A 22553-nucleotide genomic window follows, 5' to 3' on the forward strand; every position below is an offset into this window, starting at 1 on the left:
AACGGGAAAATGATTAAGATTTTGTATGCCGAAGATGACGCCATGCAGGCGAAAACGTGTATTGATTATTTGAAAAGAGCCGGGTATAAGGTGGTTCATGCTGCCGATGGAGAACAGGCCTTGTGGTTGTACCGTAGGGAAACTCCTGATTTGATCTTGCTGGATGTGATTATGCCCAAGATGAGCGGGTTCGAGGTGGCCAAAAAGATTCGAGAAGAAGATTTTTCGACACCAATCCTGTTTATCAGTTCCTTGACACATTCTCAACACGCTATTGATGGTTTTGACCTCGGAGCGAATGACTACATACGTAAAGAGGTACTTCTGGATGAAGTGGTTGCTCGGGTGAATCGGTGGTTGAGGAACATGGGAATGTTGAAAGTCGAGACCGATTTCATGAAGATTTCAGGTGATGTTTCGTTTAACCCGATTCGTCGTTACTTGATTATAAAAGGGGAGACGAACCAGCTGACTCCCATGGAAACAAGAGTGTTGAAAACCTTGTGTTTGAAGAAAAATCAATACGTGAGTAAGGATGAACTGGTCAAAGAGGGATGGGGGAATGATTTTAAAGAGTCCTATCGTTACTTGGATAGAGTGATCGCTCGTTTGAGGAAGTTCTTCCCGAAAGGTGATCCGGTTGAGATTGCCACGTCGTGGGGGAAAGGGTTCGGGTTGATGGTTAAGAAAAAGACTTCTCTGCAATAGCAAAAGCGACTCTAAATGATGGATTTATCGAAATAATGCCTATCTTTGTAATAGGTATAAAAAGAATAGCCATGAGATCTAATTTAATATATTTCGATTGGGCGATGAAACGCTTGCTTAGGGACAAGAGTAATTATGTCGTTTTGGAAGGATTTTTGTCAACGTTGTTGCAGGAAGATATACATATTTGCCGGTTCTTGGAAAGCGAATCCAATCAATCGGATGCGAGCAACAAGTTCAATCGGGCAGATATTCTGGTGGAGGATACTAAAGGAGAATTAATGATTATTGAGATCCAAAATAACCGTGAATTGGATTACTTCCATCGGATGCTATACGGGGTGTCTAAAACGATCTCTGAATATATAGGGTTAGGCGATGCTTACAGTGAAGTGCGAAAAGTCTACTCAATAAATATTGTTTATTTCGATTTGGGACAGGGTAAGGATTACGTGTATCATGGGAAAACTTTGTTCCGGGGATTGCATGACCCGAACGACGAGTTGAAATTGTCTGTCCGGCAACGGGAATTATTCGTGGGTAAAGATGCTGGAGACGTGTTCCCGGAGTATTACGTGTTGCGAGTGAATGATTTCGATACGGTGGCTCGGACGCCTTTGGATGAATGGGTCAAATTTCTCAAGACCGGAGAGATTGACCGAACTGCCACGGCGAAGGGATTGCCTGAAGCGCGTGAACGTTTGCGGGTGGATGCCTTGCCGGAGCATGAAAAACGTGCTTATTACCGGGATATGGAAGCTTTACGTTATCAAAAAAGTGTCATTGAAACTGGTCGGATAGAAGGAAGAGCGGAAGGAAGAGCAGAAGGATTCGTGGAGGGAGAAAAGAGGAAACAACAGGAGATAGCCGAAAAAATGAAATCCTCGGGGATAGCTTTAGAGACGATAATTCAAATAACGGGTCTTTCTCGTGAGGAGATAGAACAATTGTGATACATGCAGATTTGATAAATTATTTATTCTTGTAGTTTTTATAATCTTCGATAAGTCCCTCGCACATCCAGTTTGCTAGAGCTTGTCGGTTATCGTCCAGTAGGAAACGTTGCTGGTCCCGGCTGTTCTGGATATTGCCAAGCTCGACGAAGACAGCAACGGGCAGGGATTGCTTGATTACGAACAAGTCACGTGGGGACACGGTGCCGGAAAAACCCCGGAGAGGTTGGTGCTTGTCGTATTTCCGGTTGAAAACATTTTGTAGCGTGTTTGCCAGATGTTTACCCTTGGCACTTCCGTCGTAATGATAGAAAAACACGTCAATTTGCTTACTCTCGCTCCGGCTGTCGAGGTGAATAAAAAGAGCCCGGCGATAGTGTTCCTTGTCTTTCTTGAATAGCTCGTTGATCTTGTCGCAACGTTGTTGCAGACGTTTGACTTGGTTCAAGGGAATGGCTTGTCCCATACAGGTTTCCCTGTCGCTGACGTCAAGAAATTTGTCGTTGCGTATGCCGTCCTTTGCGTCTTGGATAATGATGTGTACTTTGGCTCCTTTTGACATGAGGTTACGGGCCAGACGGAGCATGATGTCATAGGCGTACTCGTCTTCGTGTAACGGGTGGCCTCGTAATTCTCCGATGGCCCCGGGGTCCGGTCCCCCGTGTCCGCTCACGAGATAAAAGCAGGCCCCGTTTAACTCGTCGGAATCAATGGTGTATTTGGCCAGTTTCTCTCCGAATAGAGGTTCGTTGCCCTCGTTTTTCAAAGGGGGGAGGGTGTATGTGACACCGAGTTTTAGCCCGTTATTTTTGTCCAGCTTATCCCGGTTCAGTTCGACGAAACGGTCGAAATGAAATGATTTCGTGCGATTGAAACGTTTTAAAAATTGCAGAACTCCTTCTCCCTTGTTTGCCTTGGCCGTTTCCTGTGCCGTGGAGGAAAACGTGAAAATAATCAGAAATAAGAAAGAAAATATAATGAGCGAGTATTTCATAGGCATTATTTTGTTACAAAGATATAGATTTAGTTGTATGTTGCAAGTTACAAGTTGTCGGTTTTGGCCTTGTTCCGGGGTGTTTTAATATTTGGTAACTTGTTGCTTTTGAGGGTCTGAATATTTTGAAACGAATTTTAAAAAAAGCAATAATATAGCCTGTTGACGCAACTTTTTAAAAATGTAAGCATCTATTTGATGTATTAAAAAAAACAGCTATGAAAAATAAAACATGGAAATTTGCACTTATTTGTTCGTTGATCGTGATGGGTTTTACGGCTTGTGACGATGATGACGAATATTACTACGTGGGCGGAGGTAGCTCATGGCTTAGTTATGGTAACCTCGAAAAAATTGATAATGGAAGCCGTTCCAAGTTTGCCATTCGTCGGGACGATGGTAACCGGCTGATCGTGACGGAAGGGATGCCTATTAATTTTGACGGGGCGGAGGAAGATCTTCGGGTGTACGTGAATTACTCTATCGTGGGTAGCGAACGTGACGAGACCGGGTTGGAAGGTAATATGAATTATTACATTCGTCTTTACGGGTTTGATGACGTGTTAACGAAGGTGCCGGTAAAACAATCTTTTATTAATGAAGATGAGGAAGTACGTCAAGATAGTATTGGTAACGATCCGATCAACGTGCGGGAAGCGTGGTTCGGTGGAAGATACTTGAATGTTGAGTTCCGGATTCCGGTAAAAGACGGTTCTAAAGAGAAACACTTCATTAATTTGGTACAGGATGACGTGGTGGCTCATAATGACACGGTTTACGTGACCTTGCGTCATAACGCTTACGGTGAAAGGCCTGACACGGGTAACGATCGAGGGAATTATTCTTGGGGTCGGGGACGGGTTTCTTTCGACTTGACATCTATCGTGCCTGAGGGACAGACGTCTGTACCGGTAAAACTGCTCTGGACTGAATACGGGAAAAACACTTCAGAAACGGTTAACCGGGAAGATAGTGGTACCTATACCCTGAAAAATACCGGTGAAACGGGTGAAAACAAGGGGTTGAATCAGGATAAGAGTAAGATGGTGGCGACAGAAGAAGTTGGTGAATGTGTGGTTGAATAACGGGAAAGATCAGATAACCAACATTCTATATTCAATAAAAGCCATGCCGAAAAGGTATGGCTTTTTTCATGTACTTTCGTTGGTATCTTGCCGTGGTTGAATAGGTGTTGTAGGTGTGTCTCGTTAGTAAGTCAATGGAAAGTCAACGGGAAGTTAACGGGAAGTGGATGGATGGTGGTGGTGTATTTTTATTTGATTTTATCTTGAAACGTGAAGGATATATTAACGAGTCACCAGTGAGATACCGAGGCAAGTACGCTTTAATACTAAAGAGGAAGAGCCGAACCTTGCGAGTTCGGCCCTTTGTCGATAAAGTGAAATCTTGATACTGTATTTTTAGAATATTCCGAATTTCAGGCCTGCAAAATAAGTTCTTGGCAAGCCCGGACCGTAAATGTAACCGGAATCCCGGAATTCCCCCTTGTCGAAATCGTTCTGGTAACTGTCGAACACGTTTTGCATCCCGATATTGAACTGAATTGTGTAACCCCTGCCAACCTTGATGTCGTATGCCAGTTTAATCGTGGCGTCGAAGAAGGAGTCCGTTTTTTCCAACACGTCTTTCTCGATGTACCCGGCCGAGTGACCCACGTACATGGAGCCCGTGTAAGTCCCGGAGAGGGCTGCCGAGAAGTTTTTGAACGGGAGCAGGTTTAACGTTGCGTAACCGTATTGATCGGGTGAGCGCAACAGTTTGCGACAGGCTTCCACGTCGGGGTCTTTACTCCATGCAACGGGTTCATCGTATTTACTGCTTTGCAGGGTGGCCCCGAATTGTAGTTGTACGGATTTGTGCGGGGCGATCTTGCCTTCAAGGTTGAATCCTTTCACCACGGCGTCCGACCCGTTACGACGTTCCAGTATTTTGTTCTCGTCATCCGATTCGATCTCTTCCAGCACGAAGGGGTTGTGGAGGCTGGTGTAGAATCCTTCCAGTAGGAGGTTGATCTGTACGGGGCCCCAAGCGGTGTAGTAATCCACGGATGCACTGTAACTGCGGGAACGTTCGGTCTTCAAGTCCTTTGCCACTTGTATTAGGGTCACTTCCCCGCCGACGGCTGCCACGTGGAGGTCTTCATCGTAGGTCTGTGGAGCCCGGAATCCCTCGGAATAGCTTGCCCGCAGGCTTAAATCGGGGATCGGGTTATAACGAATGTTCAAGCGGGGACTGAATATCGGATCGTCGATTTCCGAGTTTTTATCCAGACGTCCGCCTAATAGAAAACTGAATCGTCCGGTTTTCCACTCGTTCTGAAGGTATGCGCTGTACACGGAAACTTCTTGATTGATTTCCCTGTGGTACCCCAACATGAGGTCGTTCAGCTTGTTGTAGGAGTACTCTACTCCCGCGGTGAGAGAAGAGGGCATGAACAGGAAGTTGTCGAAGTCGTAGGAGTACTGGGCTCCGCCCACAACCGTGAAGTCTTTGGTCTTCCCGTAAGCGTTCGTGTCTTGTCCGGCTCCATAGTAGGATTCACGTCCTATGTTCTGGAGGGAAGAGTACACGTTCAAGCGGTGTTTGTAGTCCTTTGATGAGAGTGTGTAGTTCAGGCTCCCGCCATGAATGTTGTGATCGGCTTGTTCTGCCACGTCGGCCTCGTGAGGTGGTCTGTCTAAATTGTTTCCTCCTCGACGGAATTCCTTGATATGATGGTATTCTAGGGTGAATTTACTGAAATGGGTCGGTTTGTAGTAAGTCTTGAAACCGAGTGTCGTGCTGTTTATTTTTCCCAGCTCGGAAAAACCATCATCGTCGTGGTCGTAAGCTTGGCGGTCACGCACCATTCCGAACAGGTAGATTCCGGCATCCCGTTGATCGTTGACGATGGCCCCGTTGAAGGAGGTCACGTTGTCAAAACTTTCCCCGTCAATGGCGGAAAGAGTGTGTCCAACCTGAAAAAAATTGTACAAGGGTTCTTTCGTGATGATGTTGATTGTTCCGGCGATGGCGTTTGACCCGAAGAGGGCGGAGCCTCCACCCCGTAGTACTTCTACTCGTTCGACCATATTGGCGGGAATTTGTTCTAAGCCGTACACTCCGGCAAGCGAGCTGCACATGGGACGACTGTCAATCAATATTTGGGAATAGGGGCCATCCAGCCCGTTGATGCGCACTTGCTGGAAACCGCAGTTTTGGCAGTTGTTTTCAACCCGTAGACCCGGCTGGAAGTTTAATCCTTGGGACAAACATACGGAGTTCGTATTCTCGAATACTTTGGGCGATAGTACGTTGACGATAACGGGGGCTTCCCTTCTATCCGTTTCATTCCGGTTAGCGGTGACCACAGCTCCATCAAGCATAACGGCATCCTCGCTGATTTCGAAGTTAACTTCTTGGGTTTTCCCTCTCACGATCACGATTTCTTTCTCTGCACTTTTATAACCAACCCCTTGTACGCGGAGTGTGTATTTTCCTTCCGGCAGGTTTTTCAAGAAAAAATGCCCGGTTTCGTCCGTGGCCGTGCCGATGTTGGTTCCCTTCAACAATATGGTCATGAAGGGGAGATGTTCACCGGTTTCTTTCAGGATAATGTGTCCGGTGATATGGGCGTCCGTGGTTTTCTTCACGGTGTTTTCTTCATCAGCCCAACCGTAAAGGGCTGGGAAAAGTAATATAACGAGTGTAAGTAAGTTTTTCATTTGTACGTAATTATTTTATACCTCATTCCTGTCTGGGAAAGAGGGGTGTTTTTTTCTAAGAATGAAAGCACATAATTTTGTGCATACTAGACTGATAACAAGAGGGATGTCCTAATATTGGGCCATAATTCTCCCTTCTTGGAAAAAGTATGGCTTGGCATGAGACGTACCCGCTTGGAGACAATTATAGTCCCTTGCATTTCTTTGAGAAATGCTTTTTCGTCTGGATGAAATAATTACGCGAGAATGGGAGGAGCCCGGAGTTGGCTTAAGGTGAAAATATGTTTGTCCGGTTCATCTGCCTGATTCCGGATATGGTAATGTCTCTGGGTTATCGAGAAAGAGATCAGTATGAGCAATGCGGCACTGATCAAGGTGATGAAAGTGGTTAAGTAGGCAATTAATGTCAGCTCCTTGGGGGAGTGCGTGTGATCGGCTTTCCCGTCGGTATCGGCGTGACCGCAAAAGAAATGGGAATGGACAATCGTGACCCCGTTAACCACGTGATAATGCGAGAAAAAGGTGATACTTCCGTAATAGCTCAAAAACAGAGCTAGCAGGAACAAGTGTATCAGTTTATTTACATTTTCTCGACGCATATCTAAATCGTTTGCTTGACAAATGTAGATTATTTCTAAATAATAAGCATGAATTTTTTCTTAAAAATGTATTAAATGTTGCCGAAGGCAAGTTACAGATTGGTTGGTTACAAGTTGCAGGTTATTAATTTAGATTTTAGATTGAAGAAACTGAAAACTGGTACACAAGGCCTTTGTTTATTCAGAAATCATTCAATCTAAAATTTAAAATTAATTACTCTCTGTTTATCGTGATCGTGTTCCCCGGAAGAGTGGCGGTAATCGAGTTATCGTACATCGCCGAGCAGGTGATGGCCGGAAGTAGGTAAGTTCCGGAGTACGCTGCGTTAAAGCGAAGTTTGAAAGTTTTCGATTGGCCTTGTGTTAACGAGAAATAGAGGTATGCCCGGTCATCCCGGATGTCCACGTTGTCGGTTCCTTGGAACGGGTTCACGCCTGTCGTGAGACGTTCATTGAGGAACTCGAAACCGGAGGGGAACATGAAAGTTAATGCCAATTCCTCGTATAAACCGATATTTCCGGTATTCTGGATCGTGATTTCGGCCACGATGTCTTCTCCTTGTTTATAATTGGGTTCGTTGTTCCGAGTGCCGTTGCGATAGTAGTTGACCGTCATTTTCAACCCGGACATTTCGCTTTGCGTGATCACTCCCAATGGCGTGGAGCTGTTGATGGTGCGCACGTGGAGCGTTCCCGAAGAGTTGTTTTTCACGGTCACTTCCGATTTGTTGTTCTTCACAGCCAACTCTTTTTGCAACACGGTTTTTGCCGTCTTGTAGTTGTCTTTCCCGATCTGGACATCAATACCGTTACCATCCTTGAAGTATCGTTCCACGTAGTTACCGATGGCACACAGGCCAAAGGCACTTTCTTGTGTACTTAACCATTCGTTGGATGCAAATTTGCGGGCCATTTTCTGCATGAGCTTGTATGCCTCGTTTTTCATATCCATGTTGATCATGCTTTGCATGATGATCGCGTTGTCACGGAGGTCGGAACCGTAACATCTGCCAAGCTGACGATATAGTTCAGCTTCTGCCGGAAGATTGGCGATCAGCGCTTTGGCAATCTTTTCGTGTTTGCCTAAGGCGTAGGCTCCCGCCAGTTGCCAGCGGGCAATCGGGTTTTTGTAGGTATCTTCCTTCATCCGGTTCATGGCTGCCATATTAGGTTTGCCGGCAAGTGCAAGCACGTAGAGGCGGTAGGATTGTTCGATTTCCGAGTAATAATCTCCCCGTCGCCAAGCATTTGCTTGTTTTGCTAGGTAATCAAGAGCGGAGTTTTTCATGGAAGTCGGGATTCGATAACCGACTTTCTCTGCTTGAATTAAGAAATCCGTGATGTAGGTGGAAACCCAGTCGGAAACGTAGCTGGAGTTCGACCAATAGCTGAACCCACCATTGCTTACTTGGTAGTTGCGCAAGCGGGTGATAACGTCTTTCACGTGCAATTCTGCGGTAACTTTTTGAGCCTCGCTGAGGTCCATAATTCGGTCGAGCATGAGCTGCGGGAACACGGCAGAGGTGATTTGCTCTCCGCATCCGTGCGGGTAACGAATCAAGTAGCCGAGACGTTGTTCCAGATTAAGCGCCGGGATGGAGGTGATTTCGAGGAACGAGGCGGGTTCCAAACCTTCCATCGTGTTGTTGAAGGTGATGGATTCTCCACTTGCCACTTCCCGCGCATCTACCCGGGTTACTTTGGGATTCGGTATACGGATGTCGACATCACAACTGAAATGGGCTTTCTCCGAGCCGCTTTGTGCCGTGAAGGTCAACGTGGATTTACCAATGTTTTCTTTGATTTTTACCTTGAAGAATATGATCTGTTCTCCCGTGCCGGAGAAGTGGGCTTCTTTGCTTGCGGGTTCAATGATTTCAATCTTATCGTCGGTTTGGATGTTCACGGTAACATTCTTGATGTTCTCTTTCATGGCGAACAGGGTTACCGGAATTTCGATCACGTCTCCCGGGGTGAACAAACGAGGCATCGTGACGTTGAGCATCAATGGTTTGTTGACTTTCGTGCTTTGCGAGGCGGAACCATAACGTCCGTTGTCCTCGGCAACGACCATTGTGCGTACTTCCCCGATGTATTCCGGCATCCGGAAGGTGTGCATTTTCTTTTCCCCGTTCTTGATGGTGAACGGGCCTTTGAAGATTACCACGGGAGTAAAACGATTGCTTTTTCGGTTCTCTTCCGGTTCCAAGGATTCGTCACCTCCCACGGCAAATGCTTTTTCCAGACGTCCCCCGAATGCTCCGATGACATCATCGTAGAAGTCCCACGTCTTTACGCCGAGGGCCTCTCTGGCATAGAATGCGGGGAAGGGGTTCGGGGTTTTGAAGGAGGTCAGGGATAACAATCCTTCATCGACAATGGCAATGGAATAAGTCATCGGTTTTCCGTCCTTTTCGCTCACGGAAACCGTGAAATCCTGTGACGGGCGAAGTTCCTGTGCCATATCGATCTTTGGGGTCAGGCGTAAGTTAGGATCGTCAATATTGATGTTCAGTACTCCATACAGACGAATCGGTTTGTCATTGTTCCGGTTTTTGTGAGGTTGAATGAGGGAAACATTGATGTAGATATTGGGACACATTTCACTGGTCGCCTCGATCTCGAAAGAGGTGGAACCGGCAGATGTCGGTACACGGAATATGTCTTTCACAGTTTTCCCGTTTTCAACGCTCACGAGTGCCACGCTACCCTCGGAAGAAGGGAAGGTGATTTTTATTTTTTCCCCGGCACGGTAGGCTTTCTTATCGCTGGTCAAGGTGAGTAGGGTGGCCATACCCGGGATATTCATGTCATTCCGCCAAGAACTTACGTAGAAGGTCGTTCCACAGGAGTGGCCGGAGGATTTATCTCTTGCGATCACGTAATAGCGTCCCCATTGGTTGCAGGTAACGTCAATATTGAATTTACCATTTTGGCTTTTCACGGTTTTATTGAAGATCGGTTTCCGGTAGGAGCGGTTCACGTATGATCCGATATTGTCCCTTTCGGAATCCCACCACCAGCGCCATTCCAAGGTATAGACTTCAACTTCGATTTCCCTGTCAGATACCGGCTTCCCGTCGGCCGTAAGCACGGCTCCCGCGATGGGGATCGGTTTGCCGGCGGAGTACCAGTTATCCTCGGAGTCGGGAAGTTTCACGCCGACATATTCTTTATAAGGTGAATATTTGAATCCTGCTGTCGTGATGCTGAAGTCCCCGCCGGGTTCGAATACCCGCAGCGTGAGTAGTGCATTCAACATTCCCGGGGCGTTCTCCGTGCTGATTTCATCAGCCGATAGGGTAAAATTACCCTCCGCATCGGTAGTTCCTTCAAAGAAGGTTGTTGTGGTCGCATTAAAATAACGAGATCGGTCATCAAAACTATATTCTTTGTATCCCGGGAACGTGGTGTTACTTTGGGATAATTTTAATTCGGTGTTGACCTTCAGCGAGCTGGTTTTAGCTCCATGCAACCAACGGGTCTGCACGGGAATGGAGTTATCCGGGATACCATTTCCCAGAATGTCATTCGGCAGGTTGGTCACGATACTGAGGCGATTCGGTTTGATACTTTCGATTCGGACGGTTTTCCAGAAGGAGACTCCCCCGATACGTACAACTGCCCGCCAGTAACCCGTGACGGCTTGCTCGTCTGTTTTGAAGGTGAAACAATAGAGGCCGTGTTCGTTACGTCCTTCCCGTTTCGTTTGCACCACGTTACCATTCGGGTCGTAGAGTTCGGCAATGATGGGGTGTCCCACGGGAATCACCTGCTCTTTGTCTTCCAGCATGAAAGAGAGATGTATTTCATTTCCCGGACGCCATACGCCCCGTTCTCCATAAATAAAACCTTTTATTCCTTGTTGCACGACTTCGCCACTGATGTCAAAGTTGCTGTATGATAGAGAATTTGCATCGCTTACTTTTAAATAGGCCTTGTCGTTTCCCTTGACGGCAAGCACGATGAACGGTTTCCCTTGTACTCGTGCGGTTGCGATTCCCGAATTGTTAGTTACGGCAGAATCAATCTTCTGGTTCTGGTAATTGAAGAAGAGTATCTTGCAACTTTCCACGGGAGCGGCCGTGAGCAGGTCGTTCACGGCTACCACGTATTTACCGTCACTTCCGGTTTTGGCGGTAAGGCCGAGAGAGGTGACGATCAAGTTTCTTCTGGGGAAACGATCAGACACGTAGTAATAAGAGTTGGAACAGGGATCGTCTCGTTCTTCCCATGAGTAGTCGGACGGGTAATTATAGTAGTAATCGTCGTCATCATAATCGTCATAATCAGACTGGGAATCCCAATGGTCTTCCGTGATTCCATCCAATCCCTCGTTAGCACAGGCTAGGGTCGTGTAGGATTTTTGGAATTTCAGTTGAACCCGGTAGATAACTCCTTTTTCCAATTGTATATGGTCTGCCAGATTTATCGTGTAGTCCTGCCATTTGTTGGCATTTATTGGGTGACCTTCTTTTTCAAGCGGGATTTTTTTATCCAAGATGATGCGTCCCACCCGGCGTAACTGGTAATCGCTACTATAATTGTAATTACCGTCTTGCAGGTAGAAGTTCATGTTTTGGTTGAATACCTTTACCACACGCAATTGCACGGCTTTCAGGGCTACCGCGGAGAAGGGGATCAGCACGTTTCCCTCGGCCGGGGTAAATGTTCCCTCACCAATAAAGGCAACAGCGGGTTTGGCGGAGGCGAAACTGACGTTGTAGGTGGCATCCGATTTCAATTTTTCACCGAATGAGTTTTTGATACCTTTATAGATATTTATTTGAACGACCCCTTGCATCTTGTCCCGTTCGTTGGAATATACTCGGATAATGTTACCCTGCACGTTGAAGTTTAGGCGATTCACTCCGTCTACGGTGATTAATCCTTGTAAATCCTGAGAGGCATCCACGTTGTCCGAGAGGATGATGTCTATGGTCTGGGAGTTTTCATCGCTTGCTTTGACTTCCAGTACGGAAAATATTTTTGAACCGGGGATCTCCACGATCAAATCGTTCCCGTTTTTCACCTTTTTGTTGAAACTTAACTCCAGTGATTGTGTTTCGTCTGTCCGGTTGATGTCCGGAACCGTGAAGTAGTGGGTGTAGGGTGTGTGTTCCCATTCTAATTTGTGGGACAAGCCATTTATCGTCGCTTTCACGAGTAGTTCTATTTCGGCGGGGGCCACGGCATCGGAATTCGTGATGGAGGCTCGGTAAGAAAATCTGTTGTTATCCGTGGGGTCGATATTCAAGCTGCCCTCTTGGAACGCAAACACGAGAGGGAGGACTTTCACGCTGAAACGGAAGGTTGACAAGTCGGAAGGGACTTTGCAGAGTTTGTCCAAGTAGAGACTGATGTCGTATGTTTGCCCGTTTTTTAGCGGCTTGGTGGGGGTAAACTCGATAATGTTACCGTCCCGTAGAGATACGGTTCCCTCTGCTTTCGGAGAGATCTTTAATAGTTTTTCGACCTGCGTGGGAAGACTGTCCCCTACTTGCAAAACATTATTTTCCAACCGAACATAGATCGGGTCGGAGGATTTTATCATTCCCTGTGTAAAGCCGGAAATGTATTTGCTATACTCTAGCTTGCTTTGTTCCTTGGTTTTATCTTTGCACGAAAAGATCGTGATCATCAAAAACAGTAAAGGAAAAAGAAGAATTCTTTTTTTCATGCTGGTAATGTTTGATTTATCATTAAGACAAAATTAAATAAAAAAACGGTATGGGAACTTATTGTTCGTTTTAAATTTATATTTTTGCGAAAATGAAAAATCAGACCCTAATTTGGGAGGTAAAATAGATAATATGAGAATAGCTGTTGTTGGAACCGGTTATGTCGGACTTGTGTCTGGAACATGTTTAGCCGAAACGGGAGTAACCGTAACGTGTGTCGATGTTAACAATGTCAAGATCGAGTTGTTGAATCATGGGGGTATGCCTATATATGAACCCGGACTGGCCGAGCTGGTGACCCGGAACCGGGAAGATGGACGCCTCTTTTTCACTACTTCGTTGAGAGAGGCATTGAAGGATGCTGATGCTGTTTTTATTGCCGTGGGAACCCCGCCTGATGAGGATGGGAGTGCCGACCTGCACTATGTGCTGGATGTGGCTCGTGAAATCGGGGAGATCATAAATAATTATATTGTCGTGGTGACGAAATCAACGGTGCCCGTGGGAACGAATTACAAGGTGAAAGGAGTAATTCAAGCAGCTTTGGAAAAACGAGGTGTCGAGGTGGCATTTGACGTGGCTTCTAATCCGGAATTCTTGAAGGAAGGGGATGCGGTGAACGATTTTATCTCTCCGGATCGCGTGGTGATCGGGGTGGAGAGTGATCGTGCCCGTCGGGTCATGGAACGTTTATACCATGCTTTTATATTGAATAATACACCGATCTATTTTATGGATATATTGTCGGCGGAAATGACTAAATACGCGGCAAACTCGATGCTGGCTACCCGTATTTCGTTTATGAATGACATCGCTAATTTGTGTGAGATTGTCGGGGCTGACGTGGAAGCCGTGAAGAAAGGTATCGGTAGTGATTCCCGTATCGGGAAGAAATTCTTGAATGCCGGGTGCGGTTATGGCGGTTCCTGTTTCCCGAAGGACGTGAAAGCGTTGATTCGCACGGGGGATGATCATGGACATAGCCTAGAGTTACTGAAAGCGGTGGAGCGGGTGAACGAGAACCAGAAGAGCGTGTTGTTCCGAAAGATCACGTCACACTTCGGGCCGAATTTGACGGGAAAACGTTTTGCCATGTGGGGATTGTCGTTTAAACCGGGTACGGATGATTTGCGAGAAGCTCCTTCATTAGTGTTAATTGATAAATTAGTGGGGGCCGGAGCTGTGGTACGAGGATTTGATCCGGTGGCTATGGAAGAGTGTAAGAGACGGATTGGTGATCGTATTGAATTCGCAGAGAATATGTACGATGCGTTGACCGATGCCGATGCCTTGATCGTGGTGACGGAATGGGCTGAATTCAAGATTCCCAAGTTTACTTTTATCGAAAAAGCATTAAAGCACAAGATTATATTTGACGGAAGAAATATATACAGCCCGGGACAAATGAAAGAATTCGGTTACGTGTATTACGGAATCGGACGGAAAGACAATTAGCAATTGAAAATGGGAGAGAGGTCATAAGGTCTGTGTGGCGCTATGTTAGTGGCAGCTTAGGCTGCCAGAATCTAAAATCTAAAATCATTAAATCTAAAATTAACACGTGGTTCATTATCGAATATTGTTTATCGTGAATCCTATATCGGGGTTCGGTTTGGGCTGGGAGATTCCTTACCGGATAAGGCATATTGCGGCGTACAAACACATCGAGTACAATATACGTTTCACGGAATATGCCGGGCACGCGAAAGAGATCGTGGAGCAGGCCAAGCATCAGAATTACACGCATATCATCGCGGCAGGTGGGGATGGTACGGTAAATGAAATCGGTACTGCCCTGATAAATACGGGCATCGCTTTTGGCGTGATCTCTTTAGGGAGTGGTAACGGTTTTGCCCGTCATTTAGGTTTTTCCCAGATGATGAATAAAGCGTTGAAACAGATTTTGAAAAGTGAGACCACGGATATTGATGTCGTGGAGATTAATGGCCATTACTCGTTGAACGTGAGTGGTTTCGGCTTTGATGCCGAGGTAGCACACTTTTTTAGTACCATGAAGATCCGGGGAATATTTTCTTATATCTACTCGATCGTGCATATGTGGTTTCGTTACCCCGGTAAGCGTTACGTGTTTCATATAGACGGGAAAACGTGGGAGGAAGATTGTTTCGTTTTGAGTGTTGCCAATAGTTCCCAGTATGGAAATAATGCCTCGATAGCCCCCAAAGCCTCGTTACGGGACGGGCTGGTTGATATTTGCATTTTGAAGAGGCCTAAATATTATCAAATACCTCGTTTCCTCTATTGCTTTATGAATTCCAAGATCGCCCGACTTCCTTATTTTAGCGAAATCCAATGCAGGGAGGCGATTTTGGAAGGAGACTTGAATAAAGCGCATATTGATGGGGACCCGTATACTTTGGAGTCTCCGGTAAAGGTAAAAGTACTTCCTGGAGTATTGAAAGTAATTGCCCCAAAACTATCCAGGAAGAAGAAAAATATGACGGTTTGATTTAACTTAAAACGACTATTTGTCCTGTGGAGATAGGGCTATCTGTTTCTCGATAAGCTGATCCAAGGAGATGAATGTTTCGGTTTTAGCGATACCGGGGATGTTCTGTAACGTGTTGATCAGAATATCCATCAAGTGCTGGTGATCGTTGCATCTTAATTTAATCAAAAAGGTAAAACCGCCCGTGATAAAGTGACATTCTGTAACTTCCGGGATGCTTTCAATCTCTTTCACGACCGTCTTGTAGGTGTGAGCGTGGTCAAGGATAACCCCGATAAAAGCGCATACTCCAAAACCAAGTGCATCGGGTTTCACGATAAAACGGGAACCTTCGATAATACCGGAGTCTTCCATCTTTTTCACGCGTTGGTGGATGGCGGCTCCGGATATGCCACATTCCCGGGCTATTTCCAAAAAGGGGATTCTTGCATTTTTTACAAGATGAGACAAGATCTTACGATCGATGTCATCGATTTGATATTTTGCACTCATTGTTTTCTTTTTTACCTGTTAAAACTTAATACGCTATACAGTTGTTTACGCTGTTTGTAATATTGCCATCCATCCTCGTTCGTGATGGTTTTGATTACCCCGTCGATCAAATTGTTGAAAATGGTAGCGAAATCAAAGACTTCGGGAGGGTAGATCTCTTGATTGTGAATATCATTCAGTTTGGCAATATACATGCGGGCAACCATTTCACTTGATACGTCGTTTTTATACATACCTTGTTGCATTCCCTTTTCGATGTTAATTTTAATCTTCTCGTAGATAAAATTGGAACGTTCCAGCTTGTGCTGTTTGAATAGTTCCGGGAATGCCTCGGCTAATTTGTAGCTGACGGAAGGTGACACGTTAAAAAAGCGCTGGTGGATCTCGTTTCCAACCAGTAGTAAAATGTCAATCGCGTTCCATCCATCGAAATCGTATTCTTTGAATATCTTTTCAAAAGCGATACGCTCTTGCTCGAAGATACTCTTCGCGATGTCTTCCATGTCTGAGAAATTCTCGTTAATCTCCTCAAGAGAAGTTCCCATTTTCTTCAATTTATCGTCCGATAATTCAGTTCCGTAGCGATAAACATAGTTCCTCAGTTTTTCTGTCAACTGGCACTTTTTCTCCGTCATAATGGATATGGTTATTTTAGATTCTTGCCGTAAAGATACGAAACAATTAAGAATTGAAAGAATTATAAGTTGTAAATTATCATATTCTGATTATTTTTGTGTCTATACTGAGGATTTGAAACTTGGGATCAGAAATACGAATTTATAAAATAGAAACGATCGTGAAAAAGTTATTGTTATTGGCGAGTGTATTGGCTTGGGTATCTGGTGTTTTCGCGGAAGAAAAACCGAAATTGATAGTGGGAGTGGTGATCAGCCATTTTTATCCGGAATGGATGGATATGTATGCTAACGAATTGTCGGATAACGGTTTGAAGCGGATCATGAAACAAGGAGCCCGGGTGAATATGAATTATAACTATTTTTACACGCAAACTGGGGTGGATCACGCGTCGATTTACACGGGTATGTTACCCACGGAACATGGGATCGTGTCGAGGGCGTGGTACGATCGTTTACGCCGGAAACGTCAGTATTCTACCCAATCCGATCGTTATACGGAAATCGGAGATCAACAGGCGGATAGTATAAAAAGTTTGTCCCCCGATTACTTGCAGACGATGAGCCTGGGGAGCGCCATGAAATGGAATAATCCCATGTCCCGGGTGTTCAGTATTGCCATGAATGGTGACGAAGCTGTTCTAAGTGGGGGAAGTAGTGCCGATATGGCCATCTGGTTCAGCGAGAAAACGGGTAAATGGGTGTCCTCTTCTTATTATCGTTCGGAATTGCCCGAATGGTTGAGAATGTATAATACATGGGTCGAGAGCGATCATTTCGTGAATAAAGGATGGATGATGTTGTCTGACGAGGATAAGTCGGCTGCCCGTATTCGCCTGACGAATCATTTCTATTATGATATAGCCCGGGCAAAGAAGGAATATAATACTTACCGGGTTTTAAAAGCCACCCCTTACGCGAATACATTGGTACGGGTGTTGGCCGAAAAATTGATTGACGAGGAAAGGTTGGGAGTGGATAATGATCCGGATTTGCTGGCCCTGAATTTTTCCTGTTTAGACTATATGTCCCGGGATTTCACGATAGATTCGAGCGAGGAGAAAGATATGTTGATCCGTTTGGATATGGATATTGCGGCATTGGTAAGTAAGTTGGATACCCGGGTCGGGAAAGGAAACTACACGCTGTTCGTGACCTTTTCCGAGATGCGGGAATTGATGCCGGAGGATTTGCGGAAGATTAAAGTGAACTCTGATTATTTTAGTATATTTAAATCTGTGGCCTTGTTGAAGTCTTACTTGGGTTTGGTTTACGGGCCGGGTGACTGGATTTCCGATTATGATCAGGGACAAATTTATTTGAACCGGGATCTGATCGAGCAGAAGAAGATAAATCTGAAAGAAATGCAGGATAAGGTGGCTGATTTTATGATCGAGTTCGAGGGGGTAGCCAAAGTCATGACAGCCTATTCATTAACGCACACATCCTTCCCGGAAGGGGTAAATCGGTTGGTTCAGAATTCGTTTTCTCACAAACGTAGTGGGGATGTCTTTTTCTGTATCCATCCGACTTGGGTTTCGGAACTGAAAGAGTTGGAGGATACTTATTTCCGGCATACCAAGCGTCCGATTGTTCCCCTGTATTTATACGGTGCGGGAGTGAAAGCCGATTTGAAAGGGAACTACACAATGTCGGATTTATTACCTACCTTGTGTAAGATCTTGGGAATAAATGTTCCTTATACGGCACATGGGAAGGCAATGTTTTAGTGGGAATTAAAAGTGTTCGATGAACGCCCCTTTGTCCGCCTTTGGGTATCCCTTCCCCCGCCGATAGTCTAGCTCATGGACATAGCATGAACATAGCATATACATACCATGAACATGAACCGGTGTTCGTGCTATGTAAGGGGTGTATATTTGTAGAGTACTTGTCCTAGCTTATCGGTGGGGCAGTTATAGGCGAAAGAGGGACTTGCCCGGTCTTTTTGTATTGAATTTTCTTGATTCGCCTGTTGTCAACTTCGAGTACTTTGAATTGATGTTCTTTGTATGTAATCACCTCGTCCTTGTGAGGAAGTTCCCCCTTGATTTCAAGGATCAGTCCGGCCAAGGTGTCAGCATCTCCCTCCACTTCTTGAAATGAATCCTCCTCTATGTCCGTGATCTTGTAGAAATCGTTCAACAGCGTGGAGGCCTCGAAAATATATGCCCCATTCTTGTCCCGCGTGTAAACAATTTCCTGTTCGTCGTATTCATCATTAATGTCGCCCACGATCTCTTCGATAATATCTTCCATCGTGACGATTCCGGTGGTTCCCCCGTATTCATCAACAACAATCGCCAAGTGTACCTTTTTCGTTTGGAACTCTTCCAGCAGGTCGTTGATCTTTTTGGTTTCCGGGACAAAATAGGCCGGACGGATTAAGGTTTGCCAGTGAAAGTCCTCTTTTTCATCCAGATGTTGTAATAAATCCTTCACGTAGAGGATTCCCGTGATGTTATCCAAGTTTTCCTCGTACACGGGCATACGTGAGTAGCCATGTTCAGTGATGATCTCTTTCACTTGTTGGTAGCTTGAACTCCCGTCAATGGCGATCACGTTGATGCGGGGACGGATGATGTCAACCGCGTCAATATTACCAAAACGGACAATGCCTTCCAAAATGTCTTTTTCCTCGTTGATTGCCGTGTCCTTGGTTAATTCCAAGGCTTTGGATAATTGGTCGATGGATAAATTGTCCTTTTTATCCATACGCTTGCTGATAATAGAAGTGGAACCGATCAACAGGGCGGATAGCGGACGGAACAGGCGTGATAAAAAGGTCAGTGGACCTGCCATGAAAATCACCATGTTCAACTGGGAACGGTTGGCGTATAATTTAGGAATGATTTCTCCGGCCAGTAAGATCACGAACGTTACCACGATCACTTGGATAATGAAACCTAACGTGGGATAAGCCGAGAAATCAAATAATGAATTTACCAGATAGGTGGACAACACGACAATGGCCACGTTCACGAAATTGTTGGATATTAAAATCGTGGCGAGTAGTCGGTTGGGTTTCTGTTGCAGGTTGCGGGCCTTCTCGAACCCGTTGTCTTCCAAGTATTTCAATTGCGAAGGAGAAAGTGAGAAATAGGCAACCTCCGAACCGGAAATTAATGCCGAGCATAATAATAAAAGCAATAGGATAATGACGAAAATTAAATCGATGAGGGTGAATGCACCTGTAAAAATCTGCCCGGCAAGGGGAATATAATCTGTGTCCAAAATTTATATAATTGGTTAAACTTAAATATCGCCGAAAGATACATAGAAAAACTAAAAGATAAAAGCTAAAAACTAAAAACTAATCGTTTAAAGCCTGATTTCCTTGTTCGAAATCGTTTACTTCAAACTTTTAGTTTTTAATTTTTAGCTTTTATCTTTCAGAACGGGAGATCGTCACTGTCGTCACCACCGCTTAAATCGGGTGCTTGTGGCATGTGCGTGTCTTGAGGTTTATCCCCGTTATCCTGTTTACGGGATAGCATCTGGAAATTATCCCCGTAAATCTCGGTCGTGTATCTTTTCACCCCGTTTTGGTCGTCCCATGAACGGGTTCTGATACGTCCTTCAATATAAAGCATCATTCCTTTGCGCACGTATTTTTCTGCAATTTGTGCTAAATTCCGCCAGAGAACGATATTGTGCCATTCGGTTTGAGTTACACGCTCGCCGTTTTTATTATTGTAGACTTCCGACGTGGCGAGGCTGAATCTTGCCACGGCAACACCTCCTTCGAGATATTTTACGTCAGGGTCTCCCCCGACATTACCGATAAGAATAACTTTGTTTACCATGTATAATATGTATGGATTAAAATTTGTCACAAATTACGGAATAATTTCGGAGAAAAAAAATAATCCCAATGCCATCTTGTTATGATTCGTGATTTATTCCCGATTGCTGGATGTGATAACTTTGTTGTAACCAGTTTAAATAAATAGCGGGCAAGACAAAGGGATGTTGTAAAAAGCGGTGCGAGGATATGTCCGATGTTGACAATTAAAGATATAGAACACAAAAAATATTGACAAAAATGCGATAGTTTGTTTCATTGTTTGTGGAAAAGATATATATTTGCAGTCTGAAATCTAGAAGAAACGAAATATAATATTGAATATTAAATACTTAAAGAAAATGACAAAGGCGGACATCGTGAATGAAATTTCAAGAACCACTGGTATCGAGAAAGCTGCGGTACAAACTACAGTTGAAGCTTTTATGGAAGCAATCAAAGGTTCTGTGATTGATGGAAAAAATGTATATTTAAGAGGTTTTGGAAGTTTTGTAGTGAAAAAGAGAGCTGAGAAAACCGCTCGTAATATTTCTAAAAATGTAACGATCAAGATTCCTGAACACTTTATTCCTTCGTTCAAGCCTTCGAAGAGTTTCGTCAATCAGGTGAAAGATCAAGTAAAATAAGAAAGGAGTGAAATTATGCCAAGCGGAAAGAAAAGAAAGAGACATAAGATGGCCACTCACAAACGGAAAAAGAGACTGAGAAAGAACAGACACAAAAAGAAGTAGTCATCGTTTGTGAGTTAGAGATTATAAACCTAAGGGCTATGCCTTTAGGTTTATTTTGATTAATACATTAATTGATCAGGTAGTGAATACTGAGTTAGTCATAGATGTAAAAGCGGAAGAAGTAGTAATCGCCTTGTTAAAGGACAAGCGGTTGGTAGAGTTGACAACGGAGAAGACTAGCGTTAAATTTGCGGTAGGTGACATCTATTACGGGAAAGTGAAGAAAATCATGCCCGGTTTGAATGCCGCTTTCGTTAATGTCGGCTATGAAAAGGATGCCTTCCTGCATTACCTTGATCTCAGTCCCCAGTTTTATTCTTTGGATAGCTATATAAAGCAATGTATAGCCCGGAAGGGGATGCCTGTAGCCAAATTAAAACTGGAGCCGGAAATCAGTAAAAACGGGAAGATCGGGGACGTGCTTTCTGTCGGCCAATATGTGGCCGTGCAGGTTGCGAAAGAACCTATTTCCACCAAGGGTCCGCGCTTGACCTCCGAGTTGAGTATTGCCGGCCGCCACCTAGTTCTGATGCCTTTCTCGGAAAAGGTATCCGTGTCACAAAAGATAAAATCGGTCGAAGAACGGAAGCGTTTGAAAAGACTGATTGAAAGTATACGCCCCAAGAATTTCGGGGTGATCGTGAGAACTGTCGCCGAAGGCAAGAATGCCGAGCTATTTGACAGTGAATTAACAGAACTTGTTGAACGTTTCGAGACCGCGTTCAAACATCTTCGGGATATAGAGCCTCCCAAGCTGATTTTGGGAGAGATTGACCGAACCAGCGTTATTCTCCGGGATATATTGAATCCCTCGTTCGAGAACATTTATGTGAATGATTTAGCATTGAGTAAAGAAATTAAGCGTTATATCAGCACGATAGCTCCGGAGAAAGAAGGTATCGTTAAATTTGTGTCAACCGAGGTACCGATCTTCGATCATTTTGGGGTGGACAAGCAAATCAAGTCTTCGCTGGGACGTACCGTTTCGTTTAAAAACGGGGCATACCTCATTATAGAACACACGGAAGCTTTTCACGTGATAGACGTGAATAGCGGGAATCGTGTGAAATTGGGTGACGATCAGGAATCGAATGCCTTGGAAGTAAACTTGGCTGCAGCCGACGAGGTGGCTCGTCAGTTGCAATTGCGAGACATGGGAGGTATTATCGTGATCGATTTTATTGACATGCAACAGGCGGAAAACCGCCAGAAGTTGTTCGATAAGATGCGTTCGGCAATGGAACTCGATCGTGCCAAGCATACCATACTTCCTCTGAGTAAATTCGGATTAATGCAAATCACGCGCCAGCGGGTACGTCCGGAAATGACCGTGACGACCACGGAGACTTGTCCCGTGTGTCATGGAACCGGTAAGGCCGATGCTGCCGTTCTAGTGATTGATAAGATTGAAGATCAGCTTGAGTTCTTGGTCGAAGAGAAGAAAATCAAGAATCTGGTATTGAAAGTACACCCCTTCGTGGAGGCGTATTTGAAAAAAGGTTTCTGGTCTTTGCGTAGGAAGTGGGCTTTCAAGCACCATATCCATTTAAAGGTGGTCGGAGTTCCCTCTTTTTATATTTACGAATATAAGTTTTTTAATCGTTTTAATAGAGAAATAGAACCTGAGTAGGTGTTTTTACTTACAGTTTCGTCATTCCATCTTAAAACGATGTTAAAATAGTACCATGAATTTGTGAGAGAACAAATTATATGGTACTTTTGCGTCCACTGTGTGATAATGCATACGATTTCGAGAAGCA

The 22553-nt window shown here is 44.8% G+C and carries 16 protein-coding genes; 8 read left to right on the forward strand and 8 right to left on the reverse strand.

Annotated elements, in window-relative coordinates:
* Positions 1-9 precede the first annotated feature (9 nt).
* Both QVC79_RS13090 and QVC79_RS13095 read left to right on the forward strand, forming a co-directional pair.
* Entirely contained in the window at positions 10-708 is a 699-nt protein-coding gene (locus QVC79_RS13090) for a response regulator transcription factor (RefSeq protein WP_124318146.1), read from the forward strand.
* A gap of 71 nt (positions 709-779) precedes the next feature.
* On the forward strand, positions 780-1661 hold the full coding sequence (locus tag QVC79_RS13095) for an Rpn family recombination-promoting nuclease/putative transposase (protein ID WP_416336068.1): 882 nt from the start codon (positions 780-782) through the stop codon (positions 1659-1661).
* Positions 1662-1680: 19 nt separating this feature from the next.
* Here the strand turns inward: QVC79_RS13095 and QVC79_RS13100 are convergent, their stop codons facing one another.
* Positions 1681-2655, reverse strand: coding sequence for an N-acetylmuramoyl-L-alanine amidase family protein (locus tag QVC79_RS13100; RefSeq protein WP_270592778.1), 975 nt, complete (start codon positions 2653-2655; stop codon positions 1681-1683).
* A gap of 218 nt (positions 2656-2873) precedes the next feature.
* Between QVC79_RS13100 and QVC79_RS13105 the strand changes: the two genes are divergently transcribed.
* Complete coding sequence (locus QVC79_RS13105; protein WP_270592780.1) at positions 2874-3740, forward strand: NigD1/NigD2 family lipoprotein; 867 nt, start codon at positions 2874-2876, stop codon at positions 3738-3740.
* A gap of 336 nt (positions 3741-4076) precedes the next feature.
* Here QVC79_RS13105 and QVC79_RS13110 read toward each other — a convergent pair whose 3' ends face one another.
* The 3 genes from QVC79_RS13110 to QVC79_RS13120 form a co-directional block, all read right to left on the reverse strand.
* Entirely contained in the window at positions 4077-6380 is a 2304-nt protein-coding gene (locus QVC79_RS13110; protein WP_270592781.1) for a TonB-dependent receptor, read from the reverse strand.
* Positions 6381-6616: 236 nt separating this feature from the next.
* Positions 6617-6979, reverse strand: a complete 363-nt coding sequence (locus QVC79_RS13115; RefSeq protein WP_124318112.1) for a DUF8478 family putative metalloprotein — start codon at positions 6977-6979, stop codon at positions 6617-6619.
* Positions 6980-7193: 214 nt separating this feature from the next.
* The gene (locus tag QVC79_RS13120; RefSeq protein WP_270592784.1) at positions 7194-12659 is read right to left on the reverse strand and encodes an alpha-2-macroglobulin family protein; all 5466 of its coding nucleotides are present in this window, start codon (positions 12657-12659) and stop codon (positions 7194-7196) included.
* 133 nt (positions 12660-12792) lie between these two features.
* Between QVC79_RS13120 and QVC79_RS13125 the strand changes: the two genes are divergently transcribed.
* Entirely contained in the window at positions 12793-14115 is a 1323-nt protein-coding gene (locus QVC79_RS13125) for a UDP-glucose dehydrogenase family protein (protein ID WP_270592786.1), read from the forward strand.
* 106 nt (positions 14116-14221) lie between these two features.
* The gene (locus QVC79_RS13130; protein ID WP_124317961.1) at positions 14222-15130 is read left to right on the forward strand and encodes a diacylglycerol/lipid kinase family protein; all 909 of its coding nucleotides are present in this window, start codon (positions 14222-14224) and stop codon (positions 15128-15130) included.
* 15 nt (positions 15131-15145) lie between these two features.
* Here QVC79_RS13130 and QVC79_RS13135 read toward each other — a convergent pair whose 3' ends face one another.
* The gene (locus tag QVC79_RS13135; protein ID WP_087421230.1) at positions 15146-15622 is read right to left on the reverse strand and encodes an Lrp/AsnC family transcriptional regulator; all 477 of its coding nucleotides are present in this window, start codon (positions 15620-15622) and stop codon (positions 15146-15148) included.
* Between the two features lie 11 nt (positions 15623-15633).
* The gene (locus tag QVC79_RS13140; protein ID WP_270592787.1) at positions 15634-16257 is read right to left on the reverse strand and encodes a hypothetical protein; all 624 of its coding nucleotides are present in this window, start codon (positions 16255-16257) and stop codon (positions 15634-15636) included.
* Between the two features lie 161 nt (positions 16258-16418).
* Here QVC79_RS13140 and QVC79_RS13145 point away from each other — a divergent pair, with 161 nt between their 5' ends.
* A complete protein-coding gene (locus QVC79_RS13145) occupies positions 16419-17987 on the forward strand; it encodes an alkaline phosphatase family protein (RefSeq protein WP_229782436.1) in 1569 nt (522 codons plus the stop codon).
* Between the two features lie 166 nt (positions 17988-18153).
* On the opposite strand, the gene gldE is transcribed toward QVC79_RS13145, so the two are convergent.
* Complete coding sequence (gene gldE, locus QVC79_RS13150) at positions 18154-19491, reverse strand: gliding motility-associated protein GldE (RefSeq protein ID WP_270592789.1); 1338 nt, start codon at positions 19489-19491, stop codon at positions 18154-18156.
* 158 nt (positions 19492-19649) lie between these two features.
* On the reverse strand, positions 19650-20063 hold the full coding sequence (locus QVC79_RS13155; RefSeq protein ID WP_270592790.1) for a single-stranded DNA-binding protein: 414 nt from the start codon (positions 20061-20063) through the stop codon (positions 19650-19652).
* 316 nt (positions 20064-20379) lie between these two features.
* Here QVC79_RS13155 and QVC79_RS13160 point away from each other — a divergent pair, with 316 nt between their 5' ends.
* Together QVC79_RS13160 and QVC79_RS13165 are read left to right on the forward strand one after the other, a co-directional pair.
* Positions 20380-20688 (forward strand): HU family DNA-binding protein, encoded by a 309-nt coding sequence (locus QVC79_RS13160; RefSeq protein ID WP_158582627.1) that lies wholly within the window; start codon positions 20380-20382, stop codon positions 20686-20688.
* Between the two features lie 187 nt (positions 20689-20875).
* Positions 20876-22423: an Rne/Rng family ribonuclease gene (locus tag QVC79_RS13165; protein ID WP_087421328.1), complete on the forward strand. Its 1548-nt coding sequence runs from the start codon at positions 20876-20878 to the stop codon at positions 22421-22423.
* The last annotated feature ends 130 nt before the right edge of the window (positions 22424-22553 follow it).

The sequence above is a fragment of the Butyricimonas sp. genome, from assembly GCF_019423355.1.
GTDB lineage: Bacteria > Bacteroidota > Bacteroidia > Bacteroidales > Marinifilaceae > Butyricimonas > Butyricimonas faecihominis.